Origin of the sequence: Methyloferula stellata AR4 (assembly GCF_000385335.1) — a bacterium.
Taxonomy (GTDB): domain Bacteria; phylum Pseudomonadota; class Alphaproteobacteria; order Rhizobiales; family Beijerinckiaceae; genus Methyloferula; species Methyloferula stellata.
Genome location: NZ_ARWA01000001.1, coordinates 61,098 through 83,363, shown reverse-complemented (window position 1 = coordinate 83,363; position 22,266 = coordinate 61,098). Strand labels below are relative to the sequence as shown.

Annotated in this window: 21 protein-coding genes; 8 read left to right on the top strand and 13 right to left on the bottom strand. The window is 61.5% G+C overall.

Translation table 11 applies throughout. The annotated features are described in order from the left end of the window. Nucleotides 1-116 precede the first annotated feature (116 nt). From A3OQ_RS0100405 to pabB, 3 genes are read right to left on the bottom strand one after another with little or no spacing between them, the layout of a single operon-like run. The gene (locus A3OQ_RS0100405; protein WP_020173368.1) at nucleotides 117-953 is read right to left on the bottom strand and encodes an aminotransferase class IV; all 837 of its coding nucleotides are present in this window, start codon (nucleotides 951-953) and stop codon (nucleotides 117-119) included. Beyond that, nucleotides 940-1,548 (bottom strand): anthranilate synthase component II, encoded by a 609-nt coding sequence (locus tag A3OQ_RS0100400; RefSeq protein ID WP_040580301.1) that lies wholly within the window; start codon nucleotides 1,546-1,548, stop codon nucleotides 940-942. Before A3OQ_RS0100400 ends, A3OQ_RS0100405 begins: the two co-directional genes overlap by 14 nt. An 8-nt stretch (nucleotides 1,549-1,556) precedes the next feature. Then, on the bottom strand, nucleotides 1,557-2,981 hold the full coding sequence (gene pabB / locus A3OQ_RS0100395; protein WP_152428557.1) for an aminodeoxychorismate synthase component I: 1,425 nt from the start codon (nucleotides 2,979-2,981) through the stop codon (nucleotides 1,557-1,559). Nucleotides 2,982-3,243: 262 nt separating this feature from the next. On the opposite strand from pabB, the gene A3OQ_RS0100390 reads away from it, so the two are divergent. Genes A3OQ_RS0100390 through A3OQ_RS0100380 form a run of 3 tightly spaced genes read left to right on the top strand, consistent with a single transcriptional unit; the run spans nucleotide 3,244 to nucleotide 5,426 of the window. Further along, nucleotides 3,244-3,924, top strand: a complete 681-nt coding sequence (locus A3OQ_RS0100390) for an NUDIX hydrolase (protein ID WP_020173365.1) — start codon at nucleotides 3,244-3,246, stop codon at nucleotides 3,922-3,924. Then, a complete protein-coding gene (locus tag A3OQ_RS0100385) occupies nucleotides 3,925-4,185 on the top strand; it encodes a DUF6111 family protein (RefSeq protein ID WP_020173364.1) in 261 nt (86 codons plus the stop codon). Next, a complete protein-coding gene (locus A3OQ_RS0100380; protein WP_020173363.1) occupies nucleotides 4,182-5,426 on the top strand; it encodes a CCA tRNA nucleotidyltransferase in 1,245 nt (414 codons plus the stop codon). Before A3OQ_RS0100385 ends, A3OQ_RS0100380 begins: the two co-directional genes overlap by 4 nt. 137 nt (nucleotides 5,427-5,563) lie before the next feature. On the opposite strand, the gene A3OQ_RS0100375 is transcribed toward A3OQ_RS0100380, so the two are convergent. Next, nucleotides 5,564-5,923, bottom strand: a complete 360-nt coding sequence (locus tag A3OQ_RS0100375) for a Rieske 2Fe-2S domain-containing protein (protein ID WP_020173362.1) — start codon at nucleotides 5,921-5,923, stop codon at nucleotides 5,564-5,566. Nucleotides 5,924-6,146: 223 nt separating this feature from the next. Here A3OQ_RS0100375 and A3OQ_RS0100370 point away from each other — a divergent pair, with 223 nt between their 5' ends. Further along, on the top strand, nucleotides 6,147-6,395 hold the full coding sequence (locus A3OQ_RS0100370) for a hypothetical protein (RefSeq protein WP_020173361.1): 249 nt from the start codon (nucleotides 6,147-6,149) through the stop codon (nucleotides 6,393-6,395). A 3-nt stretch (nucleotides 6,396-6,398) separates the two neighbouring features. Here A3OQ_RS0100370 and A3OQ_RS0100365 read toward each other — a convergent pair whose 3' ends face one another. From A3OQ_RS0100365 to A3OQ_RS20965, 6 genes are all read right to left on the bottom strand, one after another. Beyond that, nucleotides 6,399-6,833, bottom strand: a complete 435-nt coding sequence (locus A3OQ_RS0100365) for a cupin domain-containing protein (protein WP_020173360.1) — start codon at nucleotides 6,831-6,833, stop codon at nucleotides 6,399-6,401. Between the two features lie 263 nt (nucleotides 6,834-7,096). Continuing rightward, complete coding sequence (locus A3OQ_RS0100360) at nucleotides 7,097-7,576, bottom strand: hypothetical protein (RefSeq protein WP_020173359.1); 480 nt, start codon at nucleotides 7,574-7,576, stop codon at nucleotides 7,097-7,099. Between the two features lie 25 nt (nucleotides 7,577-7,601). Continuing rightward, complete coding sequence (locus A3OQ_RS0100355) at nucleotides 7,602-9,260, bottom strand: cisplatin damage response ATP-dependent DNA ligase (RefSeq protein WP_020173358.1); 1,659 nt, start codon at nucleotides 9,258-9,260, stop codon at nucleotides 7,602-7,604. Then, a complete protein-coding gene (locus A3OQ_RS0100350) occupies nucleotides 9,257-10,288 on the bottom strand; it encodes a ligase-associated DNA damage response exonuclease (RefSeq protein WP_020173357.1) in 1,032 nt (343 codons plus the stop codon). The genes A3OQ_RS0100355 and A3OQ_RS0100350 overlap by 4 nt, the downstream gene beginning before the upstream one ends. Before the next feature lie 47 nt (nucleotides 10,289-10,335). Next, complete coding sequence (locus tag A3OQ_RS0100345) at nucleotides 10,336-10,638, bottom strand: hypothetical protein (RefSeq protein WP_020173356.1); 303 nt, start codon at nucleotides 10,636-10,638, stop codon at nucleotides 10,336-10,338. Nucleotides 10,639-10,844: 206 nt separating this feature from the next. After that, nucleotides 10,845-11,207: a hypothetical protein gene (locus A3OQ_RS20965; RefSeq protein WP_020173355.1), complete on the bottom strand. Its 363-nt coding sequence runs from the start codon at nucleotides 11,205-11,207 to the stop codon at nucleotides 10,845-10,847. Nucleotides 11,208-11,379: 172 nt separating this feature from the next. Here A3OQ_RS20965 and A3OQ_RS0100335 point away from each other — a divergent pair, with 172 nt between their 5' ends. The 3 genes from A3OQ_RS0100335 (at nucleotide 11,380) to pdeM (ending at nucleotide 15,739) form a co-directional block, all read left to right on the top strand. Beyond that, nucleotides 11,380-12,297 (top strand): class I SAM-dependent methyltransferase, encoded by a 918-nt coding sequence (locus A3OQ_RS0100335; RefSeq protein WP_020173354.1) that lies wholly within the window; start codon nucleotides 11,380-11,382, stop codon nucleotides 12,295-12,297. 4 nt (nucleotides 12,298-12,301) lie between these two features. Beyond that, complete coding sequence (locus A3OQ_RS0100330; protein ID WP_020173353.1) at nucleotides 12,302-14,839, top strand: ligase-associated DNA damage response DEXH box helicase; 2,538 nt, start codon at nucleotides 12,302-12,304, stop codon at nucleotides 14,837-14,839. Between the two features lie 192 nt (nucleotides 14,840-15,031). Further along, entirely contained in the window at nucleotides 15,032-15,739 is a 708-nt protein-coding gene (gene pdeM, locus A3OQ_RS0100325; RefSeq protein ID WP_026595333.1) for a ligase-associated DNA damage response endonuclease PdeM, read from the top strand. 173 nt (nucleotides 15,740-15,912) lie between these two features. On the opposite strand, the gene A3OQ_RS0100320 is transcribed toward pdeM, so the two are convergent. The 3 genes from A3OQ_RS0100320 to A3OQ_RS0100310 all read right to left on the bottom strand — a co-directional run bounded on the left by A3OQ_RS0100320 (nucleotide 15,913) and on the right by A3OQ_RS0100310 (nucleotide 21,362). Then, nucleotides 15,913-16,680 carry a TIGR02186 family protein gene (locus tag A3OQ_RS0100320; protein WP_020173351.1) on the bottom strand — a complete coding sequence of 256 codons (768 nt, stop codon included), beginning with the start codon at nucleotides 16,678-16,680 and terminating at the stop codon, nucleotides 15,913-15,915. Then, on the bottom strand, nucleotides 16,677-17,600 hold the full coding sequence (locus A3OQ_RS0100315) for a sulfite exporter TauE/SafE family protein (RefSeq protein WP_040580294.1): 924 nt from the start codon (nucleotides 17,598-17,600) through the stop codon (nucleotides 16,677-16,679). The genes A3OQ_RS0100320 and A3OQ_RS0100315 overlap by 4 nt, the downstream gene beginning before the upstream one ends. A 210-nt stretch (nucleotides 17,601-17,810) precedes the next feature. Further along, nucleotides 17,811-21,362 carry an SEL1-like repeat protein gene (locus A3OQ_RS0100310; protein WP_161607282.1) on the bottom strand — a complete coding sequence of 1,184 codons (3,552 nt, stop codon included), beginning with the start codon at nucleotides 21,360-21,362 and terminating at the stop codon, nucleotides 17,811-17,813. Nucleotides 21,363-21,696: 334 nt separating this feature from the next. Here A3OQ_RS0100310 and A3OQ_RS20960 point away from each other — a divergent pair, with 334 nt between their 5' ends. Next, nucleotides 21,697-22,239, top strand: a complete 543-nt coding sequence (locus tag A3OQ_RS20960) for a MerR family transcriptional regulator (protein ID WP_244427068.1) — start codon at nucleotides 21,697-21,699, stop codon at nucleotides 22,237-22,239. Nucleotides 22,240-22,266: the final 27 nt, after the last annotated feature.

The following is a 22,266-nucleotide window of genomic DNA, read 5'->3' as shown; positions in this document are numbered from 1 at the left end:
CGAATGAACTCTCCAAGCACCCGAGAATGCCAGACATCACAATCTAGATGTCGCCTTAGATTGACATCAAATATCTAAACCGCAGTTGAACGGACTTACAAAGCCAGTTCGCTTCGTCAGAAATGGCCGCATTCGGCTGTGACGGCCGCGCGAATCTCGTCTTGAAGTTTTGTGACGGCCGGATGCGTGGCGGAGCCAAAACTTTTTCTATCGAGCGCGCTACAAGGCGCAAGCAGCCGCAAACTATTGGTCACGAAAATCGCGTCGGCCTTGAGCCATTCGGTCAGAGGCAAGCTCTCTTCGGCGGGCTGAAGCCCACTGGCCTTCGCCTGTGCCAACACAAAGGCGCGGACCGTTCCGGCAAGCACGCCGTCGGACAGCGGCGGCGTCACGAGCCTCGACCCAAACACGGCAAAAAGATTGCCCGTCGCGGCGCAGGCGACATGGCCGGCGCTATTCTCGAACAAAGTTTCGTCTGCGCCCCTGGTCTGCGCTTCTTTATTCGCCAGAATCGCGTCGAGATAGGAAAGCGTCTTGATCCGCGAGGAGGGTGATGTCTCGTTGCGGCGGATCGGTGTCGTCGCCAGCGCGAGGGTCGAGAAGACGAACGCGCTGCGCCCTGGTGTCGCCGCACCAAAAAGAACGGGCTTCGGAGCGTCGGGGATGCGCAAGCCGCGCGCGCCGCCGCCGCGCGTCAAGGTGAGACGCAGAGCGCCATCGCCGATTGATCCGGCTAGCGCGTCGAGCGCCTGCGCCGCCGCTTCGACCTTCAAGGGAATGCCAAGCGCCGCGGCGCCCTCAGTGAATCGCCGAAGATGCGCCTCGCGCAGAAACACTTTGCCGTTACGAGCCAGCGACGTATCGAACAGCCCGTCGCCCAGCGTCAGGCCGCGATCCGTCAGATCGAACGGCTGCAGCGGCTTTTCATGCAGGCATCCGTCAAGCCAGAACACGTGTCGACTGTCTCGCTTCGGCGAGCCGCAGGAAATTGGCGAAGAGCCTGTGACCGTGATCGGTCAGGATCGACTCGGGGTGAAATTGCACGCCATAGGTTGGCGCGATCTTATGCGACAAGGCCATGATCTCGCCTTCCTCGGACACCGCATCGATATCGAGCGCGGCCTTGAGCGCGGGCGTTTCCTCGACGATCAGTGAATGATAGCGCCCGACTTTGAGCGGGGCCTCGAGGCCTTCGAAAAGATTGCGGCCATTGTGGGCGATCGGCGTCGCTATGCCATGCAGCGGCCTCTTCGCGCGTGCGACAGGCGCGCCATACATGGCGCCGATACATTGATGGCCGAGACAGACGCCGAGGATCGGCATTTCGCCATTGAGCGCGCGGACGGCTTCGAGCGAAATGCCGGCGTCCTGCGGCGTGCCGGGACCGGGCGAAATCACGAGCGCGGCAGGATCGAGCCGCCTTATGCCTTCGATATCGATCGCATCATTGCGCACGACCTTCACCTCGCGCCCGAGCTCTTCGAAATAGCGGGCGACATTGAAGACGAAGGAATCGTAATTGTCGATGACGAGGATCGGCCGAGTCATTTCACGTGTCATTTCGTTTGGCTTTCCGAGAAAGCGGCGAAGAGGCGCTTCACCTTGGCGAAGGTCTCGTCATATTCGGCTTGCGGTTCCGATAGGCGGGTGATGCCGCCGCCCGCCTGGATCTGAACCTCGCCATCTTTCATGACGGCGGTACGGATCGCGATATTCAAATCCATCGCGCCGTCGAAGCCGAGATAGCCGATCGCACCGCAATAATAGCCGCGCGGGATCTGCTCGATCGCCGCGATGATCTGCATCGCACGGCGTTTCGGCGCCCCGGTGATCGATCCGCCCGGAAAGCAGGTCGCGATCAGATCGACCGCATCCTTGCCGGGGCTGAGATGTCCTGTCACGACCGAGACGAGATGGTGCACGCCCGCATAGGATTCGAGTCCGCACAGGATCGGCACTTGGACGGAGAAGGGCTCGCTCACGCGCGACAGATCGTTGCGCAACAAATCGACGATCATGATGTTTTCGGCGCGATCCTTCTCCGAAGCGAGAAGGCTCTCGCGGCGCAAGGCATCCTCCGCCTCGTCCGGCGAACGGGCGATCGTGCCCTTGATCGGACGCGTCTCGATGTCGCCGCCGCGCTTGCGCAGCAAAAGCTCCGGCGAGGACGAGGCGATGACGATATCGCCGCAGGTCAGATAGGCCGCGAAAGGCGCGGGATTGGCGGCGCGCAGCGCGGCATAAAAGGCGAAGGCTGAGAAGCCGTCCGGCAGTTTCGTCGTAAAACGCTGCGAGATATTCGCCTGATAAATATCGCCGTCGAGAATATGGGTGCGGACCTGCTCGACCGCCGCATGATAGGCGGCCTGCGTGAAATTCGAGATCCAGCCGGAGATCGGCGGCAGGCCGCGGGCGGAAGCCGGCGCTTTTTCCAAAGCCGCCAGTATCTCGTCGAGCCGTTGCACCGCGCGGGCCTGGCGCTTCAAGAGATCGGTTTCGGGAAAGCCCGAGGAGAAGATAAAAGCCCGCCGCTCCGCATGATCGAAGGCGAGCACCAGATCGTAGAAGCTGAAATGAAGCGGGTCGCGGCCTTCCGGATGCGGACGGTCGCGCAATTCGAGCCCGTCGAGCCGCCAGCCGAAATCATAAGGGATCGCGCCAATGGCGCCGCCGCGAAACGGCGGGACGCCTGCGACAGGCTCGAAAGCAAATTGCGTCAGCAGGCGGCGCAATGCCTCAAGCGGCGGCTCGGCGAGCCGTGTACCATTCCAGGTTGTCTGGCCCGCGATGGAGGAGAAAACCCCGAAAGGCTCTATGCCTATATAGGAATAGCGCCCGAGCGATTCGTGCGGCAGCGCGCTGTCGAGAAAGGCAAAGCCCGGCCGTTCGGCGAGGCGTTGCGCCGCGTCGAAAGGATCGCGCCAAGCGATTTCATGGCAAAGAACCGTGCCGCCAGTGCCCTGGGCGGCCAGAAACTCCATGCCCATGCGTTTTGCCTTCCTTTGCAGGAATTGGTCGAAGATCAAACCCGTGGGTTTGAGAATCGGTCTAGCCATGATCGGGCAGATCACCTGCCGATCAAGGACATAGAGCATTTCGACCGAAGCGGCACCCCCGCTATCCAAAGCGGAAATCGCCGGAAAACCCCATCTTCGAAAATGAGATAAGATGTGACATTGATCTTCGCTACCTTGATCTTAAGGCTGCGACAGCGTGGCGTCGGCCAGGGATGGAGTATAAATCGTGCCTGAGCCGTCTGAAGGAGGGCTGGCCCACGGCCGAGCCCCATTCGCCCCGGAGAAGGTTTTTGCGCTCGCCAAGGCGAAACTGAGCCTCGATCCGGTCGAAGATGGCTTCGACGAGCATGGCTTGCCGCGCCAGGGCGATCACCGCCTGCCGGCGCTACACACCCCGCCGCCACGGAGCGCGGGGTATCGGCCGGCCGCCGTTCTCGTCGGGCTTGTTGCCCATGTGGCCGAAGTCAGCGTCATCCTGACGACCCGCGCGAGCGCGCTCAAGGCCCATCCCGGGCAGATTGCCTTTCCGGGCGGCAAGATCGAGGCGATTGACGCCGACCCCATCGCCGCGGCGCTGCGCGAGACGCATGAGGAAATCGGCCTCAATCCAGGCCACATCGAGCCGATCGGCTATCTCGATCCCTATCTGACCGGTTCGGGCTTTCTGATTCAACCTGTCGTCGCCAGGATCGCGCCGGGCTTCGAGCTTCGGATCGATCCTCGGGAAGTCGAGGATGCTTTCGAAGTCCCGCTGTCTTTTCTCATGAATGCCGATCATCATGAGCTTCACACGCGGGAGGCCGAGGGTGTGTTCCGGCGGTTTTATGCCATGCCTTACGGCGAGCGCCTGATCTGGGGCGCGACGGCAGGCATTCTGCGCAATTTATATGAGAGGCTTTATCTCTAAATGCTGCGCGTGATCCTCGAACCAGCGCTTCTCTTTCTCTCGCCTTTCCTGGCCTATGCGGCCTATCTTTATCTGCGCAACCGCTATCCTTTCGCGGTCGATCATTGGACCCGCAGCGCCGTGTCGTCGTTGGCCTTGGCCGGGCTTGCCATGGCCGTCGCAGGGCTTTTCGTGCTGGGCTTTTTTTCCGAGCGGCGCGGCGGCACCTATGTGCCGGCCCATATCGAAAATGGCCGGCTTGTCCCCGGGCATACCGAATGACGGGCGTGATGGTTCCGGCGCCCGCCGCAGCACTGGCCCTGCTGCAGGATAAAGCGCTCGCGCGGCTTCTCGATATTCTCTGCGAAGGCGAAGGGCAGGCGCGTATTGTCGGCGGCGCTTTGCGCAATGCGCTCCTTGGCCGTTTCGTGCATGAGATCGATGTCGCGACGACCTTGCTTCCCGAGACCGTCGCCGAACGCGCCGCGGCCGCGGGCTTGCGCAACATTCCGACCGGCATCGCGCATGGGACCGTGACGGTGCTTGTCGATGGCAAGTCCTTCGAGGTCACGACGCTGCGCGAAGATATCGAAACGGACGGACGCCATGCCGTGGTGCGTTTTGGCGCCGATTTCGCGCTTGATGCCTTGCGCCGCGACTTCACGGTCAATGCGCTCTCGATGGATCGCCAAGGCCAGCTTTATGATTATACCGGCGGCATCGAGGATCTTGCGGCCAAGCGCATTCGCTTCATCGGCGATGCGCGAACCCGCATCCGCGAGGATTATCTGCGCATCCTGCGCTTCTTCCGCTTCTCCGCGGATTATGCCGAAGGCGCTCTAGATGCCGGGGGGCTTTCCGCTTCGATCAATGAGCGCGGCGGTCTCGCACATCTGTCGAAAGAGCGGGTGCGAGCCGAGCTTTTGAAGCTGCTGATGGCGCGGCGTGCCGGTGCCGTGACGCAGGACATGTCGGAAGCTGGCCTGCTCGATCCGCTGCTGACTTTGGCGCCCAATCCGGGGCGGCTGCAAAGGCTGATCGCGTTTCAACCCGGCGCGGATGTGATGCTGCGGCTCGCTGCGCTTTGCATCTATCTGCCGGAGGATGCGGACAGGCTGCGCGACAATCTGCGGCTGTCGAACGAGGAGCATCGGCGGCTCGGCGAAGCGGCGCGGGCTCTCCTCACGCTGCATGGGCGCGACGTGCCGCCGCCGGCAGGAGATTTGCGTATTCTTCTTTTCGAGCATGGCCGTCAGGTGGCGCTCGACGCGCTTTTCCTGGCGCAGGCGGATGCAAGATATCGCGGCGGTGAAGTCTGGGCCGCGGCGGAAGCCTTTTTGCGCGACACGCCCGAGCCACGCCTGCCTTTTTCAGGGGCCGATCTTCAAGCCCGCGGATTCATCGAAGGACGGGCGCTCGGCGCGGCGTTGAAAGATCTTCAAGCCCGCTGGATCAAGGCGGGCTTTCCGCAAGATCCGCATAGCTTGGCGCTATTGCTGGATGAGGTGGCCAAGCAAAAATAACAGGTGCCGCATAGCCAATCGCCCGGACGTTTCCATCCGGGCGATTGAATGCAATTCTTTTGAGCAGCTATGCGCAGCACTTTAGTTGAGCGCACCATTTAATCCGAAAAGTCGAGCCAACTTTTCGGGAATGATGCTTAGCGCATGATGCCCGGCTGCTTCGGCGGTGCGTCGAGGTAATTCGGCTCGATGCCCTCGATGTCGACATAAAGCACGCCGTCCTCGACCTTCGACGGATATTCGGCCAGCGCGCAGGGCTTGCCCTTCACGCATTTGCCCGTCGTGCCGTCGAACTGCCAATCATGATGGTGGCATTCGAGGATCTTGCCGTCGAAGCGAGCATCGGCGAGCGGCTCCTTCTGATGGGGGCACATGCCTTGGAACAGCTTGGGTTGGCCGCCTTCCGGCCAAATGACGAGCATGAGCGTCTTTTTGACGACCGCGACATCATATTTTCCCTCGATCAGCTCTGACATATCGACGGCTTTTTCGAACATGGATGCGAACTCCTCTAGCGCTATTTTGGATAAGCAAACTTCGCACCATTAAGGCGAGCCGGGGGCCACGCGGCGGAGCGGATTTGCATATCAGTTTGGATTTCTTACAATCTTGGCGGCCTCTATGTCGGTCTTGAGAGGTCCGGTCAAGCGTTCATGTGCAGTGCAGCGAGCTTTTCAGCTCAAGCTTTGCTGGCGGAAATCAGACAGTCGGAGGTGCGTTGTGGCCCCGGAACGTCAAAAACCCGCGGATATCGCGCGAAGGCTCAGCCAGCGCAGCGCGAAAAACCGCAGCGGCGATAGCTGGCGGCGTGAAACCTATACTTTGCCGCGCGGTGAGGCGCGCGACAAAGCACGCGAATGGTTCGTGAAATATCCCAAAGCCGCCTATATGACCGAAATCGAGTTCTGGCGGGAGCTGTCGGACGGCCAAATCGAATTCACGATCCGGCGGCTGCCGAGCGCGGATTGAGGCTCATTTGCTCTGAGCATCGAGCAGACCCTTGAAGTCTGCGATGCCCAATGTCACGACCGAGTTCAAGTCGTTGTCCAGAAACTCGTAAATGGCATCTTCCACATTCCGGTTGCTGAAGAAGACGATCGTGTCCTGGTCGCCGCCGCCTTCCCGGTGCGGTTCGCCATTCGCCTCGGTGGACACATAGCTGCCGATAGGACGGATTTCCTTGAGCTCGCCATCCGCCCGGTAAATGCGAAGCTCGCCTTGGATGACGAGCGTCCGGTAAGGACACTTATGGCGGTGAAGCATGACCTGCTGATTCGCCGCCAGCTTGAAGACGACATCAACGATTCTGTTCTTTTCGTCGACATCATAGACATGATAGGCGGCGTGCTCGAAGCCATCGAGCGTCTTCCATTCGATATTGCGCTCATCAAATTCATGAAGCGGCATGATTTCCTCGGTTCATTTAGCGCGGCGGCGGGCTGGACTGCCATTTGATGAGGTGGATATTGCGCGCATCGAATTCATAAAGCGTGTGATTGTCTCCCGTTCATTACGGGCTTTTTGCCCGTTTTGACTCTGCTGGATCTGATGTGCTGCGGCTCGCCTCGAAACGCCGCCGGATTGACGGCGGCTTTCGGTGGCGTACTCACGGATGTGAGGAAAAGTGGGCACGGGTTTTCCGCCTGCATCCCGATCTCGTCTATCGTGATCTATGGTCCTGGTTGCCAGGCACATTTTGCGCCGCTGCCGTCCTTCTGCTTCACCTCATTGGGATTGATCGAACAGTCGAGGTGCGAGAGCGCCTCGTAGATCGAACCGGCAGCACCATCTGACGGGATGCCGTTCTCGACGAGCGTCGCATAAAGTTCATGCGCCTCGCGGCCTTTGAGCAATCGCGTCACGGCTCCGAATTTCAGCGTGCAATCATGCTCGGAAATATCGACGTTGCTTGCCCGGCAAGAGACGGAGTCGGCGACGACGGCAATTTTTGTATTCCCGGAGATAGCGAAAGTGAGATTGCCGTCGAGGAGATACGACAAAGCCTGCTTGTCGCCGCTCGATACATATGGCGATTGGGCTCCCGCGAGCGCTGCCAATGCAAGAGCGGCGCTGCCGGTTGAAGAGCCGCCTGCGTGAGCGCTCACCGGGCCGAGCATGAGCGCCGAAGCGAAGACAAATATTCTTTTCATAATTCCCTCCACACAATGCCTTGGATTATTCCCGCAACAGAGCTTCCAGCGTCTCGATCCGGTCCGCCTCGCGCGCGGGCTTGTCCCAGCGGATGCGCGCGATGCGCGGAAACCGCATGGCTACGCCCGATTTATGACGGGTCGAGCGGTTCAGGCCTTCAAAAGCGATTTCGAGCACAAGACCTTCATTCTTGCTGTGCACGACTTCCCGCACGGGTCCGAAACGATTGATCGTATTGTTGCGGACATAGCGGTCGAGCTCGGCGAGTTCTTCGTCGGTGAAGCCGAAATAGGCTTTGCCGACAGGGATCAGATCCTCGCTGCCATTATCGCCGCGCCAGACGCCGAACGTATAATCCGAATAGAAAGACGAACGCTTGCCGTGCCCGCGCTGCGCATACATGAGCACCGCATCGACCGTGAATGGGTCGCGTTTCCACTTATACCAAAGACCTTTCGGGCGTCCGGGAACATAGATCGAATCTGCGCGCTTCAGCATGAGGCCTTCGATCGCCAGGGCGTCGTCTCCGGCGCCCGCCGACCCCGGATCGAGCCGCGCGGCTGCCAGCTCCGTCCAGCTTTTGAAAAGCACGAGGGCTGAGAGATCGAGGCGCGGATGCGCGCAGGTGGCAACGAAGGCTTCGAGCTTTTTGCGGCGTTCTGTGAAGGGCAGGGGACGCAGATCTTCGCCGGCTTCGCCCAGAAGATCATAGGCGCGGATATGCGCCGGATAATCGAGCAGCAGTTTGGCGGTGACGCTCTTGCGGTTCAATCTTTGCTGCAAAACCGAAAAGGGCTGCACGAGGCCCTCGCGCAAAATCAGCAATTCCCCGTCGAGTGAAAAGCCGTTGGGCGCGGCAACCTCCAGAGCATCGACGAGGTCCGGAAAGGCCGGTGAAATCTCTTCGCCGGTGCGCGAATAAAGCCGCGTCACGCGGCTTCCGTCCGGTTTCAACCCCGATACCGCCTGCACGCGGATGCCGTCCCATTTCCATTCGGCACGGAAGGCCGCGGGATCGAGCGTCTCGAAATCCTTGTCCTCGATCGCGTGCGCCAGCATGGCCGGATGAAAGGGCGCGGGGTCCGTGAGATCGGGCTTGTCTTCGCGCCCTTCGAGCCAGGCGAAGAGATCGAGATAGGGCGGCTTCAATCCGTGCCAGACCTCCTCGATCTCATTTGCCGTCTTGCCGCCGAGGTCGGCGACCGCGGTTTTGGCGAGCCGTGCCGAGACGCCGATGCGCATCGCGCCGGTGATCAGTTTCAACAAAGCCCAACGCCCTGTCTCATCGAGCTCGTCGAGCCATAGGGCGAGCTTCGCCGGCAAAGCGAGCTTGCCGGTCGTGGCGAGGCCTTCGACGACATCGCTCAGCAAAAGCGGCGGATGGTTGGAGCCTGGCGCTTCCGCAGTTTGCGGCGCGGGCCAAAGCAAAGCGACCGTTTCCGACAGATCGCCGACATAATCATAGGAGAGGTCGAAGAGGAGAGGATCGACGCGCGTTGCGATCAAGGCGCGGATGAGGCCCGGCTTTGCATGCTGAAACGACAGAACGCCGGCGAGCGCCGCCAGCCCGTAGCCGCGCTCGGGATCGGGCGCGGTGCGGAAATAATCCGTCATCAGCCGCAATTTATTATTGCGCGAAGCCTCGAAGCCGAGACGGTCGAGAAGCGCGGCGAAACGGTTCACGCGTCCTCCGCTTCCACGGGAGGCTCAACCTCTTCTTCGCCATAGCCCATCAGATGCAAAGGCTCGGCCTCGATCCCCTGCGACTTCGCCCAATGGACAAGTGCGTCGGCCTCGCCATGCGTGACGAGAAGGCGGGAGCAGCCCGTGTCGCGCACCGTCTGGCAGAGCCCGTCCCAATCGGCGTGGTCGGAAATGACGAGAGGCAGTTCGACGCCGCGCTGGCGGGCTCTTGCCCGTACACGCATCCAGCCTGAAGCGAAAGCCGCGACGGGGTCTGGAAATTTGCGCGACCACAGATCCTGCAAGGCGGTTGGCGGGCAGATCACGATCTCGCCGCCGAGATGCGGCCGGTCGGCCGCCGTCACCTTGCGGGTCTCGCCGAGATCGATGCCCTCGCTCCTATAGAAGGTGGTGATTTTTTCCATCGCGCCATGGAGATAGATGGGGCGGTCGTAGCCCGCTTGCCGCAGCAGCGCGATCACCCGCTGCGCCTTGCCGAGCGCATAGGCGCCGACGAGATGGGCGCGCTCCGGAAACAGGGCGCGGGAGGCAAGCAGCTTGTCGATCTCGGCCATGCTTTGAGAATGGCGGAAGACCGGCAGACCGAAAGTGGCCTCGCTGATGAAAGTGTCGCAAGCGAGCGGTTCGAAGGGCGCGCAGGTCGGATCGAACTCGCGCTTATAATCGCCCGAGACGACAATCACTTGGCCGGGGGCGGCGAGCCGGATCTGCGCCGAGCCCAACACATGGCCGGCCGGATGGAAGCTCACGTCGATATTGCCGAGTTTCAGCTTTTCGCCATAGGCGACGGCTTGTGTCGATCCGGCAAATCCCTCGCCGCAGCGCAAAGCCATGATCGCCAGCGTTTCGCGCGTTGCCAGAACCGCGCCATGGCCGGCGCGGGCATGATCGGAATGGCCATGGGTGATGAGCGCGCGGGGAACCGCGCGCAGCGGATCGATATAAAAATCGCCCGCCGTGCAATAAAGCCCGGCAGGCGTGATGGTAAGAACGTCGGCGGCCCGCATATCTTAGGAAAGATAGGGGCCGCCGGATCGAATATCAAAGAGGGTTTTTAGCGGGCGCAGACAGTTCCGCGTGTGGCGTAGACCGTCCCGTCCGGGCCGGTGACGCGGGTTACGCGGACGCAATCTTCTTCCGCGCCGCCGCTGGCTTTGCCGAGCTGCATGGACGGGCCAGCCGCCAAGGGCGCCAGAGCCGTACGCTCTTGACCGGCCTGAAGCTGCGCGTAAATCTTGCTTTTCGGGGTGATCGAGAGAGGAGCCGCTACGACAGCAGCGCCGAGGCAAGAGATGGCAATACCGGCCATCACAACCTTGAAAGTCAGCTTCCCGATGCTTTCGCTCGTCTTGATCATCAACCCCTCCTCTGTCTGGACGTTTACGTCATCGACTTGAGGACCATGACAGCAGGCGTGGCTGTCGCCGGTGCGTTATCGCACGGGAGAGAAACGAACGAAGGCCGGAAAAGTTTCCGGCCTTCCTTAGAAAGCTTAATAAAAAGTAAATATTCCGCCTAAAAAGCGGGATATTTATTCTGAGGTCGAGCTAACCCTTGGCGTAATTAACAAACGGCTACCGGGCGGTAGCCCCGGAAATTGCCATAGGCATCGTAGACCGGCTGCTGCTGCCAGCAGCCACCGTAGCCGTAATAGGGGTAGCCATAGCCATAGTAGGGATAGCCATAGGCCGCGCCTGCCGCAACGGCACCTAAAGCGAGGCCCGCGCCGACGCCACCCCAGCCCCAGCCGCGACCACCCCAACCACGGCCACCCCAGCCGCGACCGCCCCAGCCGCCGTGAAATCCGCCGCCGCCCCAGCCACCGCGGCCCCATGCCATGGCGGGCGTCGAGGTTTCAGCTACGGCCAGCCCAAAGGTCAAAGCGGCAAGACCGCCGATAAGAGCCTTTTTTATAATGCTGCTCATATTACGCTCCTCTGCTGTCGCGTTCGGGGGAATTGGACGCGAGCTTCTAATACCTAAGCTTGTCAGGCCTGAATTCCATATGAATGGCTAGGCTTTACGTCATTCATGGGCCCGCGGATTGACGCAAAGGTGAACGCTTAACTTCTTCTGGCCAAAATCGGACACCGCCTTGATGCAAAATAATGTTCCAGCCTTCCGCTCGTCCGGCGATCTCCTCGCCGACCGGCGTTACGCCTATGCCAAGGCGGCTGTGGAGGCGGGAGATCATGCCGAAGCGGTCGAGATCTTGGGGCAGGTGCTCGAACTCGTGCCGCATTGGGCTCCCGCTTTGTTCATGCTGGGGATCGCCGAAGACAAGCTCTCTCATCGGCGGGAGGCGATAAGCGCCTTCGAACAGGCCGCCGAACTCGATGTTCGCGACGAATTGGGCGCAGGCCTCCAACTCGCGAGATTGGGCGCGCGGCCGGCACCCCCTGCCGCCGCCGAGGCCTATGTCCGGCGCCTCTTCGATCAATATGCCGTGCATTTCGAGCGGCATCTTGTCGGCACGCTCGCCTATCGCGCTCCCGCGCTTTTGCTGGAAGCCGTGTCGGTAATAAGGCCTGGGGTTTTTTCGTCCGTCTTAGACCTTGGATGCGGCACCGGCCTTTGCGGCATGGCCTTCCGGGCGAAAGCGAAGATGCTTTGCGGTGTCGATCTTTCGCCTGGGATGATCGAAGAGGCGCGGGCCAAGGCAGTCTATGACCGGCTCGAGGTTGCGAATATCGAAACCTTTCTCGCCGCGGAGCCTGCGGAGAGCGCCGATCTTCTGCTCGCCGCCGACGTGCTCGTCTATATCGGCGATCTCTCGGGCGTTTTCGCTATGGCGGGGCGCGTGCTCATCCCGGGCGGGCTTTTTGCCTTCACCGTCCAAGCCGGAGAGGAGGGTTTCAGGCTTGGGCCGGATCTGCGCTTTGCGCATGCGCCCGCCTATATAGAGAAAGAGACGGCCAAAAGCGGTTTGAGGATCGTCGCAATGGAATCCGCCGTGACCCGGCAAGACGCAGGGCATGATGTCCAAGGCCTCGTCATTATCGCCCAAAAGGCCTGAGCGCTTGCCGGCTCGCAAAGCTCCGAAGCGGCCTGACGGCCTGCTTCCGCCGCGGTTCCAGGATTGGTTCACTGCGCGCGGCTGGGCACCACGCCAGCATCAGCTCGATCTCCTGGCCCATGCTCAGGCCGGCAAGAATACGCTCTTGATCGCGCCGACGGGCGCCGGCAAGACGCTCGCCGGATTTCTGCCGACGCTTGTCGAACTCGAGCGTCCGGTCAACCGCTCGGCGCTCCATACCCTCTATATATCGCCGCTGAAGGCGTTGGCCGTCGACGTTCATCGCAATCTGCAAATCCCCATTGCCGAAATGGGCCTCGACATTCGCGTCGAGACGCGGACCGGCGATACCTCGGCCTCGAAGCGCCAGCGCCAGAGGCGCGATCCGCCCGCGATTTTGCTGACGACGCCGGAACAATTGGCGCTGCTGCTGGCGACGCCCGACGCGAAGCCGCTGTTTTCGACTGTGCGGCGCGTGATCTTCGACGAGCTTCATGCGATCGCGGCCTCGAAACGCGGCGATCTTTTGAATCTAGATCTCGCGCGGCTACGCAGCCTTGCGCCCGCCATGACGACCATCGGCCTGTCGGCAACGGTGCGCGATCCGGATGAATTGCGGCGCTGGCTGGTCGGCCGCGATGATAAAAAGGCGCTTGCCGAACTCGTCGTCGCGCCGCCGGGGGCTCCGGCGGATCTCTCGATCCTCGATACGAGCGAACATCTGCCCTGGGCCGGCCATATGAACCGCCACGCGATGGCGGAGATTTATGAGCGCATCAAAGCCGCGCATATGACGCTCGTTTTCGTCAACACCCGCGCGCAGGCCGAATTCGTCTTTCAGGAGCTTTGGCGCCTGAACGAAGATGCTTTGCCGATCGCGCTGCATCACGGCTCGCTTGATGTCGCGCAGCGCCGCCGCGTCGAAGATGCAATGTCGCTCGGCCGGCTGAAAGCTGTGGTCTGCACCTCGACGCTCGATCTCGGCATCGATTGGGGCGATGTCGATCTCGTCATCAATGTCGGCGCGCCGAAAGGTGCGAGCCGGTTGATGCAGCGGATCGGCCGGGCCAATCATAGGCTCGATGAGCCCTCGCGTGCGATCCTGGTGCCGTCGAACCGGTTCGAAGTGCTCGAATGCGTCGCCGCCGTCGACGCGGCGCGCGCGGGCACGCAGGACACGGCATTGCAACGCGCGGGCAGTCTCGATGTTTTGTGCCAGCATATTCTCGGCATGGCTTGCGCCGAGCCCTTCGATGCCGAGCTTCTCTATCGCGAAGTGATCTCGGCCGAGCCTTATGCTGGCGTGTCGCTGCAGACATTCGACGATGCGTTGCGTTTCGTCGCCAATGGCGGCTATGCGCTCGCGACCTACGATCGTTTCGCCAAGATCAAACCCACGAAAGAAGGCTTGTGGCGCGTCGCAAATGGCCGCGTCGCGCAAGCCTATCGCATGAATGTCGGCACGATCGTCGAAGCCGATATGCTGAAAGTGCGCCTCGTACGCGGTGGCGGAAAACCGGCTTCCGGAAAAACCTATACCGGGCCTTTGCGCCGCAGCGGACGCATGCTCGGCGAGATCGAGGAATATTTCATCGAAATGCTGGCGCCGAAAGATACGTTTCTCTTCGGCGGCGAGATTTTGCAGCTTGAAGGCATTGTCGAGAACGAGGCGCTTGTCTCGCGCACTTTCGCCGAGCAGCCGAAAATCCCGTCTTACATGGGCGGCAAATTTCCCCTCTCGACCCATCTTGCCGCGCGGGTGCGCCAGATTCTGTCGGACCCCGGCCAATGGAAGGACCTGCCGCCGCAGGTTTCCGAATGGCTCAATTTGCAGCAGATCCATTCGGCGCTGCCGCCGCCGGGCGATCTTCTGGTCGAGACCTTTCCGCGCGGCGGACGGTTTTATCTGGCCTGCTATCCGTTCGAAGGCCGCCTCGCGCATCAGACGCTCGGCATGCTGCTGACGCGGCGGATGGAGCGCGCGGGCCTCAAGCCTCTCGGATTTGTCGCCAATGATTATGCCTTGGCCGTCTGGGGGCTCGCCGACATAGGCGAGCGGATCGATCACGGGCTTGTCTCGCTGCAGGAGCTTTTCAGCGAGGATATGCTCGGCGACGATCTCGAAGCCTGGCTACAGGAATCCTCGCTGATGAAGCGCACCTTCCGCAATTGCGCGATCATCTCGGGCCTGATCGAGCGTAATTTTCCGGGCAAGGAAAAATCGGCGCGGCAGGTGACGATCTCGACCGATCTCATCTACGACGTTCTGCGCCGGCATGAACCCGATCACATCCTTTTGCGGGCTGCCCGCGCTGATGCCGCGACGGGCCTCCTTGATATTGCTAGGCTTGCAGGAATGCTCTCGCGTATCCGGGGCCGAATCATGCATAAGGACCTGGATCGCGTCTCGCCTCTGGCCGTGCCGATCATGCTCGAAATCGGCCGCGAGCCGGTCTATGGCGAAGCACGCGAGGATATTTTGGCGCAGGCGGAACAATTATGGGCGGAAGCAAGCGCGCCTCCGGAAGGGACGCTGCATTGAAGGGGGCTTCCGCGGTCATGACTCAAATGGAAGGGTGCGACCTTCTCCCTGTGGGAGAAGGTGGCATGCGGAGCATGCCGGATGAGGGGTTACCATCTCAAACGTCTGAAACCGCAACCCCTCACCCGCCGCCATCCGGCGGCACCCTCTCCCTCTGGGAGAGGGTTTGCGCATGGGAAGTGGAGCAAAAATTTGTCTCCTAGTCCCAAGGCCGCTAAAACCGCGGCACGCTTGCATCTGGCCGGTGCGAGCTTCGTGATGGACCCGTCCGGCGCGCTCTATTGGCCGGATGAACATCTTCTCGCCGTCGCCGACCTGCATTTCGAAAAAGGCTCGTCCTATGCGGCGCGGCGGGTGTTTCTGCCGCCTTACGATACGGCGGCGACGCTCATGCGGCTTTTGGAGCTTGTCTGCCTCTATGAGCCAAAGCGCATCGTTGCGCTCGGCGATTCCTTTCACGATGCCGCGGCGAGCACCCGATTGATGGCGCAGGATCGCGCCCGCATCCGCGCCTTGCAGGCTGGCCGTGATTGGATCTGGATCACCGGCAATCATGACCCGCAAGCACCGTCCGGTCTCGACGGCGATGTCGTCGCGGAATTGGCGATCGGCGCCATTCGCTTCCGGCATGAGCCGCAAGGAGATGGCGCAGAAGGCGAGATCGCCGGCCATTTGCATCCGATGGCGCGCATCGGCGGGCTCGGGGGCACGGTGCGGCGGCGCTGTTTCGTGAGCGATGGCAGCCGCTGCGTTCTGCCGGCCTTTGGCGCCTATGCGGGCGGTCTCAATTTGAGGGATAAGGCCTTCGGCTTTCTGTTTCGTGAGGCGGACCGCTTCGCGCATATTCTGGGGCGCAGCCAAGTCTATCGTGTGCCCCACCATTTTTGTTTGCCGGATTGAGCGAACCCTCTCCCCTTGCGGGAGAGGGTGGCTTGCGAAGCAAACCGGGTGAGGGGTCATGCCGGTCTATAAGTTGTGGACTTGGTCACCACGGTCCACGTGAAAGGGTTCATACGACCCCTCATCCGCCTCGCATTCGCTCGGCACCTTCTCCCGCAAGGGGAGAAGGAGCGCTAATCCCGCCTAAAGATCACGCTCGCGATAAAGCCGACGGAAAGCGCCATGGCGATGACGGCAAGGCCGTAAAGCACGCCATGTTGGCGCGCCGCCGTTGCCAACACATGTTCGAACCCGCTGCGGTTCACCCAGAAGCCGGTTTCCGTCATGGCGACCTGTTCGCCTTCGGCGAAAGCCCGCACCTCGACATCGTAATGTCCGAGCGGCGCTGCGCCCGGAAGCCTTATCATGGTGCGAAACAAGGTCGAACTTAGAAAGAGGATCGCGTCCGAATCGTCGCCGAAGAGCCCTTGCGCGCGGCGGATGCGGATCAAGGCCGCGGCAAAATTTCCGCTCTCCGGCCCCGTTGCTTCATGCGCCGCGAATTGGGCTTCGACGCTTGCAGGGAGCTGTGCGTGCCCCTTTTGGTCGATGACCTCTTCGAGCGGCCGGTCGGTGAGAATCGAGAGAAAGCTCGGAACGGATTGAAACGCATGCTGGGCGCGATTGAGCCAGAATGGCCCGACGGGCATTTTTTCCCGCACCATGACCGAGCCCTGCGGCCCGCGCACGATCATGACCGCGTCATAAGGCCCGTTTCGCTTCGGGTCTTCGGCCCCGCGTTCAATGCCGCCGAAGACCGTCAGCTCCGCGCCGCTGAAATCCGAGCCGATGGCAATATGGTCGGAAGAAAAAGCGACGATGAGTTTTTCCGCCCATGCGATTTGCGCATGGCAAAAGAAAAGCAGGAACGCCAGCGCAAGGGCCGTCAATTGCGCTTTCATCGCGCCACATCCGTCCGCGTCGCCGAATAGGTATCGCGCGGCGGGATCAAGACATCGGCGGCGAAGCGCAAAGCCACGCCGAAGACGAGAAGACCAAGCAGCAGCCGGAAATAGTCGGGCCGGATGCTGATATGGGCGCGCGCGCCGAATTGCGCGCCGAAGGTCGCGCCGAGCATCAGGATCAGGCTCAACAAAATATCGACGGAATGATTGGTCGCGGCATGCAGGAATGTCGCGATCACCATGGTGATCAATTGCTGGACGAGCGAGGTGCCGACGACGACGGCCGTGGGCACGCGAAAAATATAGATAAGCGCCGGCACGAGAATGAAGCCGCCGCCGACGCCGAGCAGCGCGCCGAAGAAACCGATGAACACGGCCAGAAGAAACAGCGGGATGGTGCTGATCTCGAGGCCGGAATGATGGAATTGCATTTTAAAGGGCAGATTTGCGGCCCAGCCGTGGCGCGCGGCAAGCGGTTGCGCAGCGTCGCCTATGCGCGGAAATAAAATCGCCTTGAGGCTTTCAAACAGCATCAACCCGCCGATGCTGCCGAGAAGCGCGATATAGGAAAAGACGATCACCGCATCGAGATGGCCTTGTCGCCGCATCGCGTTGAAAAAGACGACGCCGAGCACGGCGCCGACGATGCCGCCGAGCGTGAGGATGGTGCCGAGTTTGAAATCCACAGCGCGGCGGCGCCAATAGGCGAGCGCTCCGGTCACGGACGAGGCGGCGATCTGGCTCGACACGCTGGCAACGGCGACTGCCGGCGGAATGCCGAGAAAGATCAGAAGCGGCGTCATCAGGAATCCGCCGCCGACGCCGAAAAGCCCGGAAATGAAACCGACCGCGACGCTCAATCCCAAGACGGTGAAAACATCGACCGGCAGGCCGGCTATCGGCAAATAAATCTGCACGTCTGGGGCGGTCTCATCGGTTAGCGCGAGCGAAGCCAACACACGCGTCGTGCAAACCCTCTCCCTGTGGGAGAGGGTGCCGCCGAAGGCGGCAGGTGAGGGGTTACGATGCTGCAAATTGGCAAGGATTGTAACCCCTCATCCGGCCTCGCATTCGCTCGGCCCCTTCTCTCACAGGGAGAAGGGGGGTCGCGCCATAATATGCGTAAGTTACAGGCGCGAGATTTTCGGCTTGGCGAGTTTCGGCAGGGTCTGCACCGGAGCCGGGGCCTCCCAGCCGCCAGGTGGCGTTTGAACCTCGTTTGCCGCATGGTCGGCTTCACGAGGCTGGAAGGAATCGACGGCTGCCTTCGCCTCGGCAAGCGCCTTGGCATCGAGCTTTGCCGCGACGTCTTCGCGCTTCTTGCCCGCGTCTTCGTCGCCCTGCGCCGCCGCCACCGCGAACCACTTATAGGATTGAACCAGATCCTGCTGCACGCCTAGCCCACGGGCGTAGAGAATCGCGAGATTATATTGGCTGTCGCGAATGCCGAGTTCGGCCGCCTTGCGGAACCAGATCGCGGCGGTCGCATAATCCGGCTTGCCGTCGCCGCCTTCGGCGATGAGAACCGCGAGATTATGCATGGCGTGAGAATGGCCCTGATTGGCGGCCTTTTCATACCATTCTCTGGCACGCGCCAGATCGCGGGTGACGCCAATCCCTTTCTCATAGAGCGAGCCCAGACGATATTGGGCTGGACCCAATCCACGGGCGGCGGCCTTCTCGTACCAATCGGCCGCGAGTTTGAAATCGCGCGGGATCAGCCGTCCTTCGGCATAGCGGGTCGCCAATTCATATTGGGCTGCCGCGTTGCCTGCATCCGCCAGGTCGCGCAACGCCCGCGCGGCGGCAGGTGACTCGGGCGCCGGTGCAACGGTTTTAGACGCGGTAATCGCGCCGGTGACGATCGGATCGCTACCGGCGATCGATCTCTGCGGTTGCGGCTGAGCGCCTCCGCCGATCGCCATCAGCGGGAGACCGCTCGGCGGGGCCTCCGGGTTCGGTGCCGGCGGGTTTGGCTTCGGACCCGGGCTTGAGTCGCCGGGTGGCGCCGGAGTGACGTCGCGCGGCATCTGCCGCTGCGGTATGTTGAGCGCGATATCGTTGGTTTGGCCACGCGGACCGGCCTTACGGTCGGCATGCGTGTCCAATCGAGACTCCGTCATGCTGTGAACGGCGGCATTGGCCGTGTTCGAGGACACATCGGTGGACGAGTGGCTCATGGTTCTGATCACGGCATAGGCGCCGACCGCCAGAAACAGAGCCGCGATGCTCAAGGTGAGCTGACGTTTGTGGTTTGTGAGAAAATCACGGGCTTGCGTGATGATGCCGGCGGAGGGAGTCGTGTCTTTCGGTCCGCCGATCGGTATGCGCGGCCGCGCCATCTCGTGATCGGCCTGCGCGGCCTGTGCCGCGCGGCGCGCCGCTGCGATGAAATCGGCACGGCTTCGTGCCGGATCGGAGACCGTGCCATCGGCGGAGTGGATTTCCGCCGAAGCCTCCTTGGCATTCGGGAATAGAGTGCCGGGCTCGATCAGAAAATCGGTGGTGGGACTCGGAGCCGGCCGTTTATCATCGGCGGGCCGGGGCTCGCGGTTGCCCGGCTGCACCGAGGCCGATTGGCTCGAAGCCATCTCATTGCCGCGATAGCGCGCGAAAATGGCGTTTTGTTCGGAAAGCCGCTGCTCCTGCGCGGCAACTTCCCGCGCGTCGCCCATCTCTTCTTCGAGCATGGCAAGGCGGTCGACGATTTTTTCTAGCGTCTCGTGAACGGCATTCAAGGTCGAATGGGTCCGCCTGCCGGCTTCGTCCTGAACGGCGCGCAGATCCGCGATTTCGCGCGTGATCGCCGGTTCCTCCGAGGCGTTGCCGGCGATCAGGTCCTTGTGCTCCATCACCTCGCGCACGGCTTCATGCGCGGCATTTCGCGCGGCGCTCTGCGCGGCCTCATGGGCTGCGAAGCGCGTTTCGTCGAGATGCGTGAAAAGCTCGTTCACCGAGCGTTGCAGGGCCGGGAGCGCCGAAAAGCCCGAATCGGTTTGCTCCAGCCGCCGGGCCAATTCGGCGATCTGGCCTTGCAGGGATTCGAAGGCGGCTTGTCCGGCACGCGGGTCTTGCGCGGCGGTGAATTTATCGGCCAGCACCTTGACCACCGCCTCGAGCGACTCCGCGTCCATCTTGGAGCCTGCGGCGGGACGTCCGACGACCGCCGTCTCGATCTTGCGCGAAAGATCGTCGAGCCGGTCTTCGATCTTGGCCAGGGAGTCGACTTGCGTTTGCTGCAGCCTTGGCGACAGAAACTCCTCATCGGACGGCATGGGTCCGAGACCCTTTTGCCGCTCCATCTGCTCGCTGAGCGCCGCGACTTTTCTTTCGATCTCTTCGAAGGAAAAAGGATGCGAGGCCGCAGCCGTCAGCAGGCCGTGAATCTCCTGAATTTGCGCCTGGACGCGACCGAGCTGGGCCGGCTCATGCGGCTGGCCGGCCATGGCTTCGAGCCTGTCGCTGATCGTCTTGATTTCGCGTCCGAGCCCATCGATCGAGGGATGCGGATCGATCGACCCGAGCGAATTGCGCAGACCATCGACGAGTTCTGTGATGGGCTTCAGCAAAGTCTCGCGCATTCCGTCTTCGCGCGAGGTTTCGATGCGGGTCGTCAGATTGCGGATGGCCGATTCGATCGCCGTCACAGAGTCGCGCGGCGCGAGATCGGCCATGCCGGCCGACATGGTGCCGATATCGGTTCGCATCCGTGTCAGATCTTTTGCGAGATCCTGCAGCTGCATCTCTTCGAGCTTCACGCCAAGCGCCGCGATGTCGCGCTGCAGGGCCTGTAGATCGGCTGCATGGGTTGATGCCGGCTGCCTGTCGAAGGCGGCGCGCCGCGCCAGAGGCCTGCGATCCGATGCTTCGCCGTTCAAAAGCTGTTGTTTGCGGCCGATCTCGGCGACGGCCGATTGAAGCGAGTTTCGCCACTCTTGTTTTGCAACCGGTCTTTGCGTCGAAAGCGCCGAGCCGCTGAGGAGCGCATCGAGCTTGCTTTCAAGTCTTTTCAGTCCGGCATCGTCGCGCGGCGGGGCCGGCGGCGGCGTTTGCGCGAATGAGTCGAGCCGTTCCTCGAGCCGCGCCAGGGCGCTCCTGATCGGCTTGGTGCCGTCATCCTGGGGGCGCTGCGTCAGATGCTGTTCGATATTCGTCAATCGCTGGGCGACAGCCTCGAAGGATCGCGCCGTCTGCTTCTGGCTTTTAGCGATACTATGTTCGAAAGCGCCGATGGCGGCCTCGAGCAGAGCTTCGGCCTCCTGGGCGCGCAGACGCTCCATCAAGGACCGCTCATTTTTGGCCCGTTCTTGCGTGGGGCGTTCTTGCATGAGCTGCTCGCGAATCGGCCGCTCGCGGGCGGGCTCCGACGAGACCGGCTCGTAGCCCTCATCAGCGTGACCGCGCCATCTGTCGTCGCGCGGAGCGCGGGAGTGCGTGCGCGTGGATGGGGTTTGGCGCTCGTCGCGCTCATCGAGCTGATGAAGACGCGCGGCGACAGCCTCCAGCCGCTCGTCGGAATCCATCTCGTCGGCGTCGATCCCGAGTTCGGCAGCTTGGGTGATGATGATGTCGTTCAGCCAGGCGCTGAGGCTTAACCCCTGACGGCGGGCGGCTTCCCTGGCGGCTTCGCGAATATCAGGCTTGATGCCGTCAATACTCCAGGGTGCAGCTTTTCTCATGATCTCGTCCATGGCGGGATCGTGAGATCCCGAAGCAGCCTGCGTCAAAACCTCTTCCGGCTAAGTGGAACGGGTCCACTTGGTCTGAAGGCGCTCTGATGAGCCGCCGGCTCGCGAATCAACGCCGAAGATTGTCCCTCGGCTTGCTGATCCCGAACTTTCGGGGGAGACGGTAAACAACGGGTTAAGTCTGACCGGTTTTGGGACAGATCTTCTACTGACAAGCTTGAGCTGGGAGGTACAACTTTTGCGTGAGTGGTATCGAATTAGGTTTGAATCTCTTAAGATATCCGTCTAGATTCAATCTTAGGTTGTAGGCGTCGTCGCGCAGGGGATGCGCTTTATCGAGCGGCAACGACGATTGAAGGAGGTTCGGATGAGCCGGTTGGGGCTGAATCGCGATCAGAAATCAGACAATTCGGGGGGAAGGGGAATAGGCAGTCGCGCTTCGGCGCCGCATGACGAGCTTCTTTTTACCATAGGGGCGATGGCCCGGGACTTCAGTATCAGCCTGCGCGCGCTTCGATTTTACGAAGATCGCGGGCTTCTCCATCCGATCCGGCGCGGCTCGACGCGCCTCTATACCGCAGCCGATCGGCAGCACCTTGAACTGATCCTCCGAGGCAAACGATTGGGATTCACCTTGGCGGAAATCCACGAGATCATCGATGCGCGCCGGGACAAGATGGGGGATTTGGAGTCGACGCTGCAACCCGAGCAGATCATCGCGCAAATCCATCATCTCGAACGCCAGCGCGAAGAAATCGACGAAGCCATCAGCGCTTTGCGCAATGCGCAGCAAAGATTGACCGAAGGGTGGCCATTGCCACCTCTCGAAAATGGCTCTTCCTCCGGCGCGTCGGTTTTCGAGGCGTAAGGTTTTCAAGCTTTCAATCGATTTTTT